This window comes from Actinomadura citrea, from assembly GCF_013409045.1.
Classification (GTDB): Bacteria; Actinomycetota; Actinomycetes; order Streptosporangiales; family Streptosporangiaceae; genus Spirillospora; species Spirillospora citrea.
In genome coordinates, this window is record NZ_JACCBT010000001.1 from 1,651,572 (window position 1) to 1,665,570 (window position 13,999).

11 protein-coding genes are annotated in these 13,999 nt (G+C 72.9%); 7 read left to right on the plus strand and 4 right to left on the minus strand.

What is annotated here, in order from left to right; translation table 11 throughout:
- Positions 1–59: 59 nt before the first annotated feature.
- The 7 genes from mfd (at position 60) to BJ999_RS08035 (ending at position 9,573) form a co-directional block, all read left to right on the plus strand.
- On the plus strand, positions 60–3,638 hold the full coding sequence (gene mfd, locus BJ999_RS08005; RefSeq protein WP_179832688.1) for a transcription-repair coupling factor: 3,579 nt from the start codon (positions 60–62) through the stop codon (positions 3,636–3,638).
- A gap of 39 nt (positions 3,639–3,677) precedes the next feature.
- Positions 3,678–4,334, plus strand: a complete 657-nt coding sequence (locus BJ999_RS08010) for a hypothetical protein (protein ID WP_179832689.1) — start codon at positions 3,678–3,680, stop codon at positions 4,332–4,334.
- Between the two features lie 5 nt (positions 4,335–4,339).
- The gene (mazG, locus tag BJ999_RS08015; RefSeq protein WP_179832690.1) at positions 4,340–5,314 is read left to right on the plus strand and encodes a nucleoside triphosphate pyrophosphohydrolase; all 975 of its coding nucleotides are present in this window, start codon (positions 4,340–4,342) and stop codon (positions 5,312–5,314) included.
- A gap of 70 nt (positions 5,315–5,384) precedes the next feature.
- Entirely contained in the window at positions 5,385–7,838 is a 2,454-nt protein-coding gene (locus BJ999_RS08020) for a penicillin-binding protein (RefSeq protein WP_179832691.1), read from the plus strand.
- A 102-nt stretch (positions 7,839–7,940) separates the two neighbouring features.
- The gene (locus BJ999_RS08025; protein WP_179832692.1) at positions 7,941–8,885 is read left to right on the plus strand and encodes an NADP-dependent oxidoreductase; all 945 of its coding nucleotides are present in this window, start codon (positions 7,941–7,943) and stop codon (positions 8,883–8,885) included.
- Between the two features lie 60 nt (positions 8,886–8,945).
- On the plus strand, positions 8,946–9,164 hold the full coding sequence (locus BJ999_RS08030) for a hypothetical protein (RefSeq protein ID WP_179832693.1): 219 nt from the start codon (positions 8,946–8,948) through the stop codon (positions 9,162–9,164).
- Positions 9,165–9,216: 52 nt separating this feature from the next.
- Complete coding sequence (locus BJ999_RS08035; protein ID WP_179832694.1) at positions 9,217–9,573, plus strand: tetratricopeptide repeat protein; 357 nt, start codon at positions 9,217–9,219, stop codon at positions 9,571–9,573.
- A gap of 39 nt (positions 9,574–9,612) precedes the next feature.
- On the opposite strand, the gene BJ999_RS08040 is transcribed toward BJ999_RS08035, so the two are convergent.
- From BJ999_RS08040 to BJ999_RS08055, 4 genes are all read right to left on the minus strand, one after another.
- On the minus strand, positions 9,613–10,971 hold the full coding sequence (locus tag BJ999_RS08040) for a sensor histidine kinase (protein ID WP_229810265.1): 1,359 nt from the start codon (positions 10,969–10,971) through the stop codon (positions 9,613–9,615).
- 142 nt (positions 10,972–11,113) lie between these two features.
- Positions 11,114–11,992 (minus strand): ABC transporter permease, encoded by an 879-nt coding sequence (locus BJ999_RS08045; protein WP_179832695.1) that lies wholly within the window; start codon positions 11,990–11,992, stop codon positions 11,114–11,116.
- Positions 11,982–12,758: an ABC transporter ATP-binding protein gene (locus tag BJ999_RS08050; protein WP_179832696.1), complete on the minus strand. Its 777-nt coding sequence runs from the start codon at positions 12,756–12,758 to the stop codon at positions 11,982–11,984. The genes BJ999_RS08045 and BJ999_RS08050 overlap by 11 nt, the downstream gene beginning before the upstream one ends.
- On the minus strand, positions 12,755–13,801 hold the full coding sequence (locus tag BJ999_RS08055) for an ABC transporter substrate-binding protein (protein WP_179832697.1): 1,047 nt from the start codon (positions 13,799–13,801) through the stop codon (positions 12,755–12,757). The genes BJ999_RS08050 and BJ999_RS08055 overlap by 4 nt, the downstream gene beginning before the upstream one ends.
- Positions 13,802–13,999 lie beyond the last annotated feature (198 nt).

Here is a 13,999-nt window from a genome sequence, read left to right on the forward strand (position 1 = left end):
CTTCGGCCTGCCCTGCCCCGGGGTGATCGGCCAAGTTGCGGGCGAATATCGGGCGAATAATGACGCTTTCTGGACTTGTTGACCTTGCGTGCACCGACCCCGGTCTGCGGAACGCGCTCACGCGGCCGCGCACGGACCGGGAGGTCGTCGCACCCGCCGCGCTGTGGCCGATCCTGGCCGCCGCGCTGAGCCGCCGCCTGGGCGAGGACGGCGCGGGCGTCGTGCTCGCGGTGACCGCGACCGGCCGCGAGGCCGAGGACCTCACCGCCGCCCTGTCGAGCCTGCTCGACCCCGGGCGCGTCGCGCACTTCCCGGCCTGGGAGACGCTGCCGCACGAGAAGCTGTCGCCGCGCTCGGACACGGTCGGGCAGCGGCTCGCGGTGCTGCGCCGCCTCGTCCACCCGGGCGCGGGCGGCCCCCCCGGCGGGGACGGCTCGGCGAAGGGCGGCGCGCTGGACGTCGTGGTGACGCCGGTCCGCGCGGTGCTGCAGCCGATTGTGTCCGGCCTCGCCGACCTGGAGCCGGTGCGGCTGGCCTCCGGCGAGGACGCCGACATGGACGACGCGGTCCGGCGCCTGGTGGAGGCCGGGTACCACCGCGTCGACCTGGTGGAGAAGCGCGGCGAGATCGCGGTGCGCGGCGGGATCCTCGACGTGTTCCCGCCGACCGAGGAGCACCCGCTCCGGGTGGAGTTCTGGGGCGACACCGTCGAGGAGATCCGCTACTTCAAGGCCGCCGACCAGCGCTCGCTGGAGGTCGCGCAGGGCGGGCTGTGGGCGCCGCCGTGCCGCGAGCTGCCCCTGACGGAGAAGGTGCGCGAGCGCGCGAAGCTGCTCGCGCAGGAGCACCCGGCCCTGGAAGAGATCCTCGGCCGGATCGCCGACGGCGACACCGTGGAGGGCATGGAGGCGTTCTCGCCCGTCCTCGCCGAGAGCATGGAGCTGCTGACCGACCTGCTGCCGGACGGGTCGGCGCTGCTGGTCTGCGAGCCGGAGCGGATCCGCACCCGCTCGGTCGAGCTGGTCCGCACGAGCCAGGAGTTCCTGGAGGCGAGCTGGGTCAACGCCGCCGCCGGGGGAGAGGCGCCGATCGACCTCGGCGCCGCGGCGTTCCGCTCGCTGGAGGAGGTCCGCGAGCACAGCACGGAGCTGGGGCTGCCGCGGTGGAGCGTGACGGCGCTGAGCCCGCTGGCGGCGGGCGGCGCGGTCGGCGAGCTCCCGGACGGCGAGTCCCCGGACGGCGGCGCGGAGGCGCTGAGCCTCGGGGTGCAGCAGGCGGAGGCCTACCGCGGCGACACCTCCCGCGTCGTCGGCGACCTCAAGGGCTGGACGGACGGCGGCTGGCGCGTCGTGCTGGTCACCGCCGGGCACGGGCCCGCCGAGCGGCTCGTCCAGCTCGCCCGGGAGGAGGGCGTCGGCGCTCGGCTCGCCGATCTGGCCGGGGCGCCCGATCCGTCGGTCGTCACGGTCACGACCGGGCTGCTGGAGAACGGGTTCACCTGGGAGTCGGTCAAGCTCGCGGTGCTGACCGAGACCGACCTGTCGGGGCAGAAGTCGTCCACGCGGGACGCGCGCCGCATGCCGTCGCGGCGGCGCGGCGGCATCGACCCGCTCCAGCTCAAGACGGGCGACTACGTGGTGCACGAGCAGCACGGCGTCGGGCGGTACGTGGAGATGGTCAGCCGGACGGTGCAGGGCGCCACCCGCGAGTACCTGATCCTGGAGTACGCCAAGAGCGACCGGCTGTTCGTCCCGACCGACCAGCTGGAGGAGCTCACCCGCTACGTCGGCGGCGAGGCGCCCAGCCTGCACCGGCTCGGCGGCGCCGACTGGCAGAAGGCCAAGTCCCGCGCCCGCAAGGCGGTCAAGCAGATCGCCGGGGAGCTGATCCGGCTCTACTCGGCGCGGATGGCGAGCCCCGGTCACGGGTTCGCGCCCGACACCCCGTGGCAGCGGGAGCTGGAGGACGCCTTCCCCTACAACGAGACGCCCGACCAGCTCGCCGCCATCGACGAGGTGAAGGGCGACATGGAGCGGCCCGTCCCGATGGACCGGCTGATCTGCGGCGACGTCGGCTACGGCAAGACCGAGATCGCCGTGCGGGCGGCGTTCAAGGCCGTCCAGGACGGGCGGCAGGTCGCGGTGCTCGTGCCGACGACGCTGCTGGTGCAGCAGCACCTGTCGACGTTCACCGAGCGGTTCGCGGCGTTCCCCGTCGTGGTGAAGCCGATCAGCCGGTTCCAGTCCGACAAGGAGATCGAGGAGACGCTGCGGGGGCTGTCGGAGGGCTCGGTGGACGTCGTGGTCGGCACGCACCGGATCCTGTCGTCGCAGACCCGCTTCAAGAACCTCGGCCTGGTGGTCATCGACGAGGAGCAGCGGTTCGGCGTCGAGCACAAGGAGGAGCTGAAGCGGCTGCGGACGCAGGTGGACGTGCTCGCCATGTCGGCGACGCCGATCCCGCGGACGCTGGAGATGGGCCTCACCGGCATCCGCGAGATGTCGACGATCCTCACCCCGCCGGAGGAGCGCCACCCCGTCCTGACGTTCGTCGGCCCGTACGAGGAGAAGCAGATCGCCGCGGCGATCCGGCGCGAGCTGCTGCGCGAGGGCCAGGTGTTCTTCGTGCACAACCGCGTCCGCTCCATCAACAAGGTGGCGGCGAACCTGGCGCGGCTCGTCCCGGAGGCGCGGATCGCGGTCGCGCACGGCCAGATGAACGAGCACGAGCTCGAGAAGGTCATGGTCGACTTCTGGGAGAAGAACTACGACGTCCTCGTCGCGACCACGATCGTGGAGTCCGGGCTGGACGTCCCGAACGCCAACACCCTCATCGTCGACCGCGCCGACATGTACGGGCTGTCGCAGCTTCACCAGCTGCGCGGGCGCGTGGGGCGCGGCCGGGAGCGGGCCTACTCCTACTTCCTCTACCAGCCGGAGCAGCCGCTCACCGAGACCGCGCACGAGCGGCTCGCGACGCTGGCCCAGCACACCGAGATCGGGGCCGGCATGTACGTCGCGATGAAGGACCTGGAGATCCGCGGCGCGGGCAACATCCTCGGCGCCGAGCAGTCCGGGCACGTCGCGGGCGTCGGCTTCGACCTGTACGTCCGGATGGTCGGCGAGGCGGTGCGGGAGCTGAAGGAGGGCGGCGCCGCGCCCGAGGCCGTCGAGACCAAGGTCGAGCTGCCCGTCGACGCGCACCTGCCGCACGAGTACGTGCCGGGCGAGCGGCTCCGGCTGGACGCCTACCGGCGGATCGCCGCGATCACCTCCGAGGACGAGATCGGCGCCGTGCACGAGGAGCTGAAGGACCGGTTCGGTCCGCTGCCCGTCCCGGTGCTGAACCTGCTGGAGGTCGCCCGGTTCCGGGCCAAGGCCCGCAGGGCGGGGCTGAGCGACGTCACCCTCCAGGGCACCTTCGTCAAGTTCATGCCCGTGGACCTGCCCGACTCCAAGCAGGTCAGGCTGCAGCGCCTGTACCCGAAGAGCATCCTGAAGCCGGCGACCGACACCCTGCTCGTGCCCGCCCCGAAGACCGCGCAGCTCGGCGGCCGCCCGCTGCGCGACCAGGAGCTGCTGAAGTGGGCGACCGACCTGGTGGACGCGCTGTTCCTGGAGTCCGCGGCGCGGCGCTAGGCTGGCGCCGCACCGATCCGGCGACGAGACGAGGAATCCGTGCCTGGTAAGTCCGTGAAGGCGGCGGTGGCGGCCGTGCTGGCGGCCGCCGCGCTGGCCGGTTGCGGCGGCTCCCCGAAGGTCGGCACCGCCGCACTCGTCGGCGACGACCGCATCACCGTCACCACCCTCAGCCAGACCGTCCGCGACTGGCGCGCGCAGTTCCGCTCGGACCCGGCGGCCAACGAGCTGCGCGCGAACCCCGCCAACCCGGCGCCGCAGGTCGCCGGCGAGTCCGAGTCCGACCTGCAGGGCGCGCTCACCCTGCTGATCAACTTCAGGGTCGCCGACAAGGTGGCGCGCCGGGCGGGGGTCGAGGTCACCGGCGGGCAGGTCGACGGCGCACTCCAGGCCCTGGACCACCAGGGCGGGGCCCAGTCGATCACGCTGGCGAGCGGGCTGCCCCGCGCGCACGCCCGCGACCTGGCCCGGCTGGTGGCGACGCAGCTGGCGGTCATGCAGCGGTTCGGCGCCGATCTGGACAACCGGCTGAACCCGGCGACCGAGCAGGCCGGCCGGCAGTGGAACGAGCTGTTCCAGCGCACCGCCGCGGGCATGCACATCAAGGTCAACCCGCGCTACGGGCACTACGACCCCGCCAAGTTCGAGGTCGCCCCGATCGTCTACCGGCTGTCCAGCCCCGATTCGGGTATCTGAGGCCGATGAGCCTCACCCTGCTGGCGACCACGCACCGGGTCGCGCCGGGCCTGCTGACCTGGCGGGCCTGGGATGCGCTCCGCTCGGCGGACGCCGTCCGCCTCCGGGACGGGCACCCGCTGCTGCCCGCGCTCCTCGACGCCGGCGTCGTCCCGGACCTCGTGGAGGAGCCCGACCCCGCCGTTCTGGTGGCCGACGCCCGGCGCGCGGACGTGCTCTGGGTGGCCGCGCCCGAGGGCGACGAGGCGCTGATGCGCGGGGTCGGGGCCCTGGTCGTCGACGACCCGCTGGACGTCGAGGTGCTGCACGGCTCCTACGACCTGCCCGGCGCCCGGCTGCTCGACCTGGTGTCGGTGATGGACACGCTGCGCCGCGAATGCCCGTGGGACCGCAAGCAGACGCACACCACCCTCGTCCCGTACCTGCTGGAGGAGGCCTACGAGGTCCTCGACACCGTCGAGGAGGGCGACTACGGCGCGCTCCGCGAGGAGTTGGGCGACGTGCTGATGCAGGTGGCGTTCCACTCGGTGGTGGCCGCCGAGCGCGACGACGGGACCGAGTTCACGATCGACGACGTGGCGGGCGCGATCGTCGACAAGCTCGTCCGGCGGCACCCGCACGTGTTCGGGGACGTCACCGTCTCCGGCGCCGACGAGGTCAACGCCAACTGGGAGCAGATCAAGGCGGCCGAGCGGGCGGAGAAGAGCGGCGCGGACGCCTCGGCGCTCGACGGCGTGCCGATGGGCCAGCCCTCGCTGTCGCTGGCCGCGCAACTGCAGCGCCGCGCCGCGCGTATGGACGCCCCGTCCGGCCTCGCCGAGGGGCTGGCGGAGGAGGCCGGGGCCGAGCTGGGCGGACGGCTGTTCGCGCTGGTCCGGGAGGCGGGGGAGCGGGGCGTGGACGCCGAGTCCGAGTTGCGGGCCGTTTCCCGGGTATTCCGGGATCGTGTCCGAGCGTGGGAGCGGCGAGAGCGCGCCTGAATCGGGGGATAACGGGCGGAACATCGCCGATGGGGTGGTCCGCCCGGGAAGGCGCGTCTACTCTGAGCGCGTGCCGACCGAGGCCGGAACTGACGAAGGGGATCCCGGGACGGGAGCCCCCGCGGCGCGGCGCCCCCGCCCGCGCCGCCTGCTCACCTCGTCGACGACCCGCGCCGAGAAGGCCCGCGCGGTGCGCGGCCTCGGCGCCTTCGGCGGTCTGGCCGGCCTGCTCGTCGCGCTCATGCTGCTGCCGACCGCGTGCACGGCGGGCGTCGGCGCCCGCGACGCCGCCGGCTGGTTCGAGTCCGAGCCGGACGGGCTGACGACCTCCGGCGTCCCGCAGCGCTCGAAGATCCTCGCCGCGGACGGGTCCACCCTCGCCACGTTCTTCTACCAGAACCGGGTCGACGTCCCGTTCAAGAAGATCGCCCCGGTGCTGCGCCAGGCGGTGCTGGCGATCGAGGACAGCCGCTTCTACGAGCACGGCGCCATCGACGCGCAGGGCACCCTGCGGGCGCTCGCCAGCAACCTCAGCAACGGCCAGGTGACGCAGGGCGGGTCCGGCATCACCCAGCAGTACGTGAAGAACCTGCTGCTCACCCAGGCCGACACCGACGTCGAGCGGCAGGAGGCCCGGGAGGTCTCGGCCGCCCGCAAGATCCGCGAGCTGAAGTACGCGGTGGCGCTGGAGAAGAGGTTCACCAAGGACGAGATCCTGCGCCGCTACCTCAACATCGCCTACTACGGCGACGGCGCCTACGGCGTCGAGGCGGCGTCCCGGCACTACTTCTCCAAGCACGCCTCCGAGCTGACGCTGCCCGAGGCGGCGCTGCTGGCCGGCGTCGTCCGCTACCCCTACGCCTATGACCCGATCCGCCATCCCGCCGCGGCCCGGCAGCGCCGCGACACCGTGCTGACCCGGATGGCCGAGCTCGGCTGGCTCGACCAGGCCAGGGCGGCCGAGGCCAAGCGGGCCCCCGTCAAGCTGGACGTCGACAACGTGCACAGCGGCTGCGTCACCAGCGACGCCCCGTTCTTCTGCGACTACGTCCAGCGCGAGATCCTCACCGACCAGGTGTTCGGCAAGACGGCCGAGGACCGGGAGAAGCTGCTCAAGCGCGGCGGGCTGACGATCCGCACCACCCTGGACCGGCGGGCGCAGAAGGCCGCGCAGCGCGCCGTCGACCGGCACGTCCCGCCGAAGAACTCCGCGCACAAGGCCGCCGCGGAGGCGATGGTGCAGCCGGGCACCGGCGAGATCAAGGCGATGGTCGTGGACCGCGAACTCGGCCCCGACCGGGACCGCGGCCGGACGTGGATCAACTTCGCCGCCGACGCCAGCCACGGCTCCAGCATCGGCATGCAGGCCGGGTCCACGTTCAAGGCGTTCACGCTGGCCGCGGCGCTGGACGAGGGCATGCCGTTCGGGACCCGGATGATGGCTCCGCGCTCCTACACGCCCGTCGGCTACCGCAACTGCGACGGCGACCGCGTCGGCGACCCGTCCGCCTCCCTGCGCAACTCCGCCGACGGCGAGGGCGGCAAGCAGTTCAGCATCGTCACCGGGACGCACCACTCGGTCAACACGTTCTTCCTCGCCCTGGAGAAGAAGGTCGGCCTCTGCGACACGGTCAAGATGGCCGAACGGCTCGGGATGAAGCAGGCGAACGGCAAGCCGCTGGAGGAGTACCCCTCGTTCACGCTCGGCTTCAACCCCGTCTCCCCGCTGCGGCTCGCGGCGGCCTACGCGGCGTTCGGCGCCCGCGGCCGCTACTGCGAGCCGATCGCGATCAGGGAGATCCGCGCCGCGTCCGGGCGCAGGCTGAAGGTGCCGGGGCGCCACTGCGAGCAGGCGATGGACGAGGGCGTCGCGGACGCCGTCAACTACGTCCTGCGCGGCGTCCTGACCAAGGGCACCGCGCGGGGCATGGGCCTCGGGCGCGACGCCGCGGGCAAGACCGGGACCGTCGACGACTTCTCCGCCGCCTGGTTCGCGGGGTACACGCCGGACCTGGCGGCGGCCGTGTGGGTCGGCGACCCGCGCGGCGGCTACAAGCACCCGATGGGCAATCTGTGCATGGACGGCCGGTGCTACGGCTCGGTGTTCGGGGCGACGATCCCGGCGCCGATCTGGCGGCAGAGCATGCTCGGGGCGCTGTCGCGCACCGATCCGGGCTCGTTCCACCGCCCGCCGTCGCGCTTCTTCAGCAGGGGCTCGGGCGAGGAAAGGGCCAGGGTGCCCGACGTGCGCGGCATGAAGCCGAGCGAGGCCGTCGCCCGGCTCCGCGCCGCCGGCTTCAAGGCCCGGATCGGGGCGCCCGTGGCGTCCCGCCGGTTCCCGAAGGGGACCGTCGCCGGCATGTCGCCCGCGTCGGCCGAGCCCGGCGACACCATCACGCTGTACGTCAGCAAGGGCGCCGGGCGCCGGCCCGGCGGGCAGCGCCGGGGAGGCGGCCTCCCCACCGTCCCTCCCGTCACGCCCACCCCCGAACCGGACGGACCGGCCCGGCAGGCCCCCGCGTGACCTGCGTCGACGTGTGATCGTCCAGTCGCGGGGTAGGTCGACACGGGAAGATCGACAGCGGGACGCGACACCCGCGCTGATCCGTTTCGGGGGACCATCGTCATGCGAGCCATCGCCGTGTCGGAATACGGCGCCACGCCGGCGCTCATGAACCTGCCGCGTCCGGAACCGGGGCCCGGCGAGATCCTGGTACGGGTGATCGCCGCCGGGCTGAACCCGCTGGACTGGAAGATCGCCGAAGGCATGCTCAAGGACTCCGTCGACGTGCCGTTCCCGCTGATCCTCGGCCGGGACGGCGCGGGCGTCGTGGAGGAGGCCGGTGAGGGCGTGACCCGGCTGCGGCACGGCGAGCAGGTCTACGGGGCCTTCGCCATGGTCGACCGGGGGCTCGGCAGCTACGCCGAGTACGCCCTCGTCCGCGAGGACGGCCCGGTCGCGAGGATGCCGCAAGGGATGATCTACACGCAGGCGGCGGCGGTGCCGACCGCGAGCGCGACCGCGCTCGCCATGGTCGACCAGGCGCGGATCGACACCGGCCAGACCGTCCTCGTGGTGGGCGCCACCGGCGGCGTCGGGCAGGGCGTGGTGCAGCTCGCCTCCCGCGCCGGCGCCAAGGTCATCGCGACCGCGCGCGCCGACATGGCGGGCACGATGCGGCACCTCGGCGCGGACGAGACCGTCGACCACTCCGCGGGCGACCTCAACCGGCAGGTGCTCGCCGTCCACTCCGACGGGATCGACGCCGTCCTCGACATGGCCGGCGACACCCGCTCGGCCGAGCACCTCGTGCAGTTGCTCCGGCCCGGCGGCACCTACATCTCCACCACCTGGTCGGTGAACCCCGACTCCCTGGAGGCCAGGGGGCTGCGCGGCGTCAACTTCCAGGGGCAGCCGTCCGCCGAGCTGCTGGACCGCCTCTCCGACCTGATCGACGCGGGCGAACTGCGCGTCCGGGTCGAACGGGAGGTTCCGCTGGAGCAGGCGGCCGACGCCCTGGCCGGCAACCGGCTGGGCGGCGCCCGAGGCAAGACCGTCCTGCGCATCTGACGGCGCCGCCGAGGTGAGGTCGGCGACGGTGCGGGCATGCAGAGCCGGAGGAGGAGACACATGAACCAGGGTGAGACCGAAGACGAACGGCGCGCCCGGCTCCGCGACATCGAGGACTCGCTGAAGCGGCTGCGCGCGGACCTTCCCGAACCGTCCGGCGACCCCGCGGACATGGTGGACTCCGGCCAGTACCTCGCCCAGCGCGAGGAGCTGCAGGGGCAGATCGACCTGCTGGAGGCCGAGCGCGAGCGCCTGCGCAGCGATCTCGGGATGACCTGAGCGCCCGGGGGCGGCCGGGGAACAAAGCCCGGCCGCCCCCGGTTCCGCAGGCATGACCACCTACGAGGAGTTCGAGCGCGCGACGTCGTTCTTCGACGCCCGGGACTACGCGGGCGCGGCGCGCATGCTGGCCCCGATCGCCGCCGGCGACCCGGGCAACCGCGCCGCGGTCGAGCTGCTCGGCCGCGCCTACTTCCACAGCGCCCAGCTCGGCCGCGCCGAGGAGACGTTCCGCCGGCTGGTCGAGCTCGACCCGTGCAACGGCTGGGCCTACGAGGCCCTGGCCCGCACCCTGGAGCGGCGCAGCCGCCCGGACGAGGCCCGCGCCTTCCGCAAGCTCGCCGGCGCCATGGGCGTCGACCCCACCGAGGAGATCGAGGTCTCCGTGACCGCCGCCGACCTGGCCTGAGATCCCCGTCCACCGAGAGAGCCGTCCCCGCGGGGACGGCTACTCGGGGGAGTCGTCGCGGGGGAGGCGCAGGACGAAGCGGGCGCCGGGGACGCCGTCGATGCGGTCGGTGAGGATCAGCGAGCCGCGGTGGGCCTCGGCGATGTCGCGGGAGATCGCCAGGCCGAGGCCGGTGCCGCCGGCGTCGCGGTGCCGGCCCTCGGTCAGCCGTGCGAACCGGTCGAACACCCGCTCGCGGTCCTCCGGCGCGACGCCCGTGCCATCGTCGATCACCTCGACCACCGCGGTGGCGGGCGGCTCGGTGCGCAGGATCACCGTCACCTCGTGCGCGGCGTGCCGGTCGGCGTTGTCGACCAGGTTGGTCAGCAGCCGCGCCAGGTCGCTGCGCCCGCCCCACACCGCCACCGGTCCCTCCGACAGCACCGTCACCTGGGCGCGGCGGGGGCGGCGCAGCACCTCCTGGTCGGTGATCTCGGTCAGGTCCACCCGCTCACGGGGGGAGGTGCGGTCGGCTTCGAGCCGGGCGAGCGCGAGCAGGTCGTCCACCACCGCCGACAGCCGCTCGGTGTTGAGCAGGATGGCGCGCAGCGCGGCGGCCACGTCGGTGTCGTCCGGTGCCGACACCGCCAGTTCCAGCTCCATGCGCAGCGCGGTGAGCGGGCTGCGCAGCTCGTGCGACACGTCGGAGACGAACGCGCGCTGCCGCGCGACCGCCTCCTCCAGGCGGTCCAGGGTGGCGTTCACGCTCTCGGCGAGCCGCCCCACCTCGTCGCGCCGGTGCGGTTCCGGGACACGGCGCTTCAGGTCCGTGGCGGTGATCTCGTCCAGCTCCCGGCGGATCCGGTCGACCGGACGCAGCGCCCGGCTCACCGACAGCCACGTCCCGTAGCCGGCGAGGAAGGTGAGGAACGGGACGCCGAGCAGGATCAGCACCCCGATCGCCGGGCGCGGCAGCGGCCCCTCCACGGGGGCGAGCGAGTAGATGTACAGCGCGTCCGCCCCGAGCCCCACCCGGCGCTCGACGACCACGAAGCAGCGACCGCCCGGCGCGTCGACGTGGCAGCTGCGGCCGATCCTGTTCTCCTCGAACGGCGTCGGCGGCGGGAACCGGACCCTCCGGCGACCCTGCATCCGCGGCGTGGCCGCGAGCACCTCGCCCCGCATGTTCACCACCTGCTGGAGGTTGTCGGTGGTGGGGGAGATGTCCAGGGTCAGCTGCCCGGTCTGGATCGCCGTCGCCGTCCGCCGGTTGTCGCGCGCCAGCCGCCGCACGAGGTCCTGGTAGGCGTCCTTGTTGAGCAGGATCAGCAGCACCGCGCACAGCGCCGACGACAGCACGAAGGCGACCAGCGAGGCCGTCACCGTCACCCGGAACCGGATCTCCGGGTGACGCAGCACGGCTCGCCAGATCCAGCCGCTCGGTGACGGCCGGCGGAGCCGGACGCCTATGACGACCTCCCGGGTGCGCTGCAGGTCATGTCAGTACCGGGAGTTCATACCTGAACGGGCGGACCCCATCCGGGTCGCCGGGTAAAGGTTTCTAGGACGAGCCCTCGTCGAGGCCCCAGCGGCGCCGGATCGCCCCGTCCACCAGACCGAACAGCTGGTCGATCACGATGCCGAGGATCAGGATCATCAGCATGTAGGAGATCATGTCGGCGGTGTTGTTCAGCTCCCTGGCCTGCGACAGCAGCACGCCGAGCGAGGTCGTGTCGCCGATGATGACCAGCAGCTCGCCCGCCATCAGGCTGCGCCACGCGAACGCCCAGCCCTGCTTCAGCCCCGCCACGAACGAGGGCAGCGACGCCGGCATGATCAGGTGCCGGTACAGCGCGAGGCCGCGCAGCCCCATCACCTTCCCCGCGCGCAGCAGGATCGGCGGCGTGTAGTCGACGCCCGCGATCAGCCCGTTGGCGATCGACGGGGCCGCGCCGAGGATCACCACGAACAGGATCGCGCTCTCGCTGAGCCGGAACAGCAGGATGGCGAGCGGGAACCAGGCGATCGACGGCATCGTCTGCAGGCCGGTGATCAGGGACCCGAACGCCCGGCGCAGCACCCGGAACCGCGCCACGAGCGCGCCGACCACGACGCCGACCGCCACGGCGAAGGCGAATCCGACGACGGCCCGCCGCATCGTCAGCGCGACGGCCTCCCAGAACCGCGCCGAGGTGAGCTGGTCCCAGAACACCGGGAGCGTCTCCCGGGGGCCGGGGAGCACCCACGGCTCCTTCCAGCCGCTCCACACGACCAGCTGCCACGCCGCGAGCGCGATCAGCACGGCCGCGATCATCGGCCACACCGCCGACCACGCCCGCTGGAGGAGCCGGGCGCGCGTCGTGCCGCCGAGCTCCAGCGCGTCCAGCCCGGCCAGTTCGCGGTCGAGCCGCGCCTCCCCCTTCACCGTGTCATGCGCCATGCCGGACGACCTCCTCGCGAAGCCGGTCGGTGATGGTCCCGGCCAGGGAGGCGACCTCGGGGGAGTCGATCCGCCGCGGCCGCTCCATCGGGACGGGGAACTCCTGCACGACCCGGCCGGGCCGGCTGCTGAGCAGCACCACCCGGTCGCCGAGCCGCACCGCCTCCCTGACGTTGTGGGTGACGAACAGCACGGTCAGGGCGCGCTCCCGCCAGATCCGCTCGATCTCGTCGTGCAGCAGGTCGCGGGTCATCGCGTCGAGCGCGCCGAACGGCTCGTCCATCAGCAGGACGGTCCCCTGGCCCTCGCCGGCGTCGTCCTCGGTGAGGGCCAGGGCGCGGGCCAGCGCGACCCGCTGCCGCATGCCGCCGGACAGCTGGTGCGGGCGCCTGCCCCCGAACCCGCCGAGGTGCACCGAGTCGAGCAGGCGGCCCGCCCGGTTCCGCCGCTCGCCCCGGGGGACGCCGCGCATCTTCAGGGCGAGTTCGAGGTTGCCGGTCACGGTCAGCCACGGGAACAGGGCGGGCTCCTGGAACATCAGCGCGACCCGCGCGCCGTCCTTGTCGATCGTCCCGGCGCTCGGGCGGTCGAGGTCGGCGACCAGGTTGAGCAGCGTGCTCTTGCCGCAGCCGGACGCGCCGACCAGGCAGGTGAACTCGCCCGGCGCCACGTCCAGGGAGACCTTGTCGAGCGCGAGGAGCGCGGACCCGCCCGTCCCGAACGCCTTGGAGACCTCGCTGAGGCGGACCGCCGTGTCCGCGGTCATCGGTCGCTGACCTGTGCCTTCCCGCCCGCCTTGAGCACGCCGTTGAGCGGGGCCAGGTTGTAGATCCCGGCCAGGTCGGTCTTCTCCAGCAGCCCGATCTCCTCGGCGTGGGCGGCGCCGGCGACCAGCGAGGACGCGACCGGGTCGGTGGTGAAGTCGATCTCCTTGAAGGCCGCGGTGAGCACGTCCTGCTTCAGCGGCTTGCCGCTCAGCTTGGCGAGGGCGTCGTTGGTGACCTTCTCGGCGTCCGGCTTGCTCTGGTTGATGAAGTCGGTGGCCTCGACGACGCCCTGGAGCAGCTTCTTGACCTGCTCCGGGTGCTTCTTCTCGTACTCCTGGCTGACGAGCAGGTTGGTGATGACGAACTTGCCGCCGGGCCACAGCGACTTCTCGTCCAGCAGCCTCTCGCCCTTGTTCTCCAGGATCAGCCGCGAGGCGTACGGCTCGGGCACCCAGGCCCCGTCGATGTCGCCCTGCGCGAACGTCTGCAGCGTCTGGGCGTTCTCCTGCGGGACGACCTTGACGTCCCCGCTGCCGTCCTTGTTCGCGGTGAGACCGTTCTTCTTCAGCCAGTACCGCAGCGCGACGTCCTGCGTGTTGCCGAGCTGCGGGGTCGCGATCTTCTTGCCGCGCAGGCCCTGGACGTCCTTGATCCCGGGCTTGACCACCAGCGACACGCCGCCCGAGGCCGCGCCGGAGATGATGTGGACCGCCTTGCCGTGCGACTTGGACCAGGCGTTGATGGACGGGTTGGGCCCCACGAACGTCGCGTCGATCGCGCCGGAGAACAGCGCCTCCACGGCGGCCGGGCCGGCGTTGAACGTCGCGGTCTTCGGCGCGGCGCCGAGGTGCTTGGCGAAGATGCCCTTCTCGACGCCGACCAGGGCGGTCGCGTGGGTGATGTTCGGGAAATAGCCGAGCCGGAGCGGGGCCGCGTCCCCGCCGGACTCCTCATCGCCGCCGCCACAGGCGCCGAGCGTGCCCGCTGCGACCAGAACGGTCAGTGCCACGCCGGCGATGCGCCCGCGGAGTCCACGATGCATTGTCATGATTCCCTATCAATCAAGTCTGTTTGACCTGCATAGTAGATAAGGTGGGCGTTCGCCGCGTCAAGTCGCCTTCCTGGCACGATGCGGTCGCCAACTGGAGCGGGTTTCGCTGCGTACGTCCCTTATGTATGCCTCCCGCCCGGCCACGGCGAGGCGGTTGGGCGGCGGCCGGGCCGCGCGGATAGGCTCGGT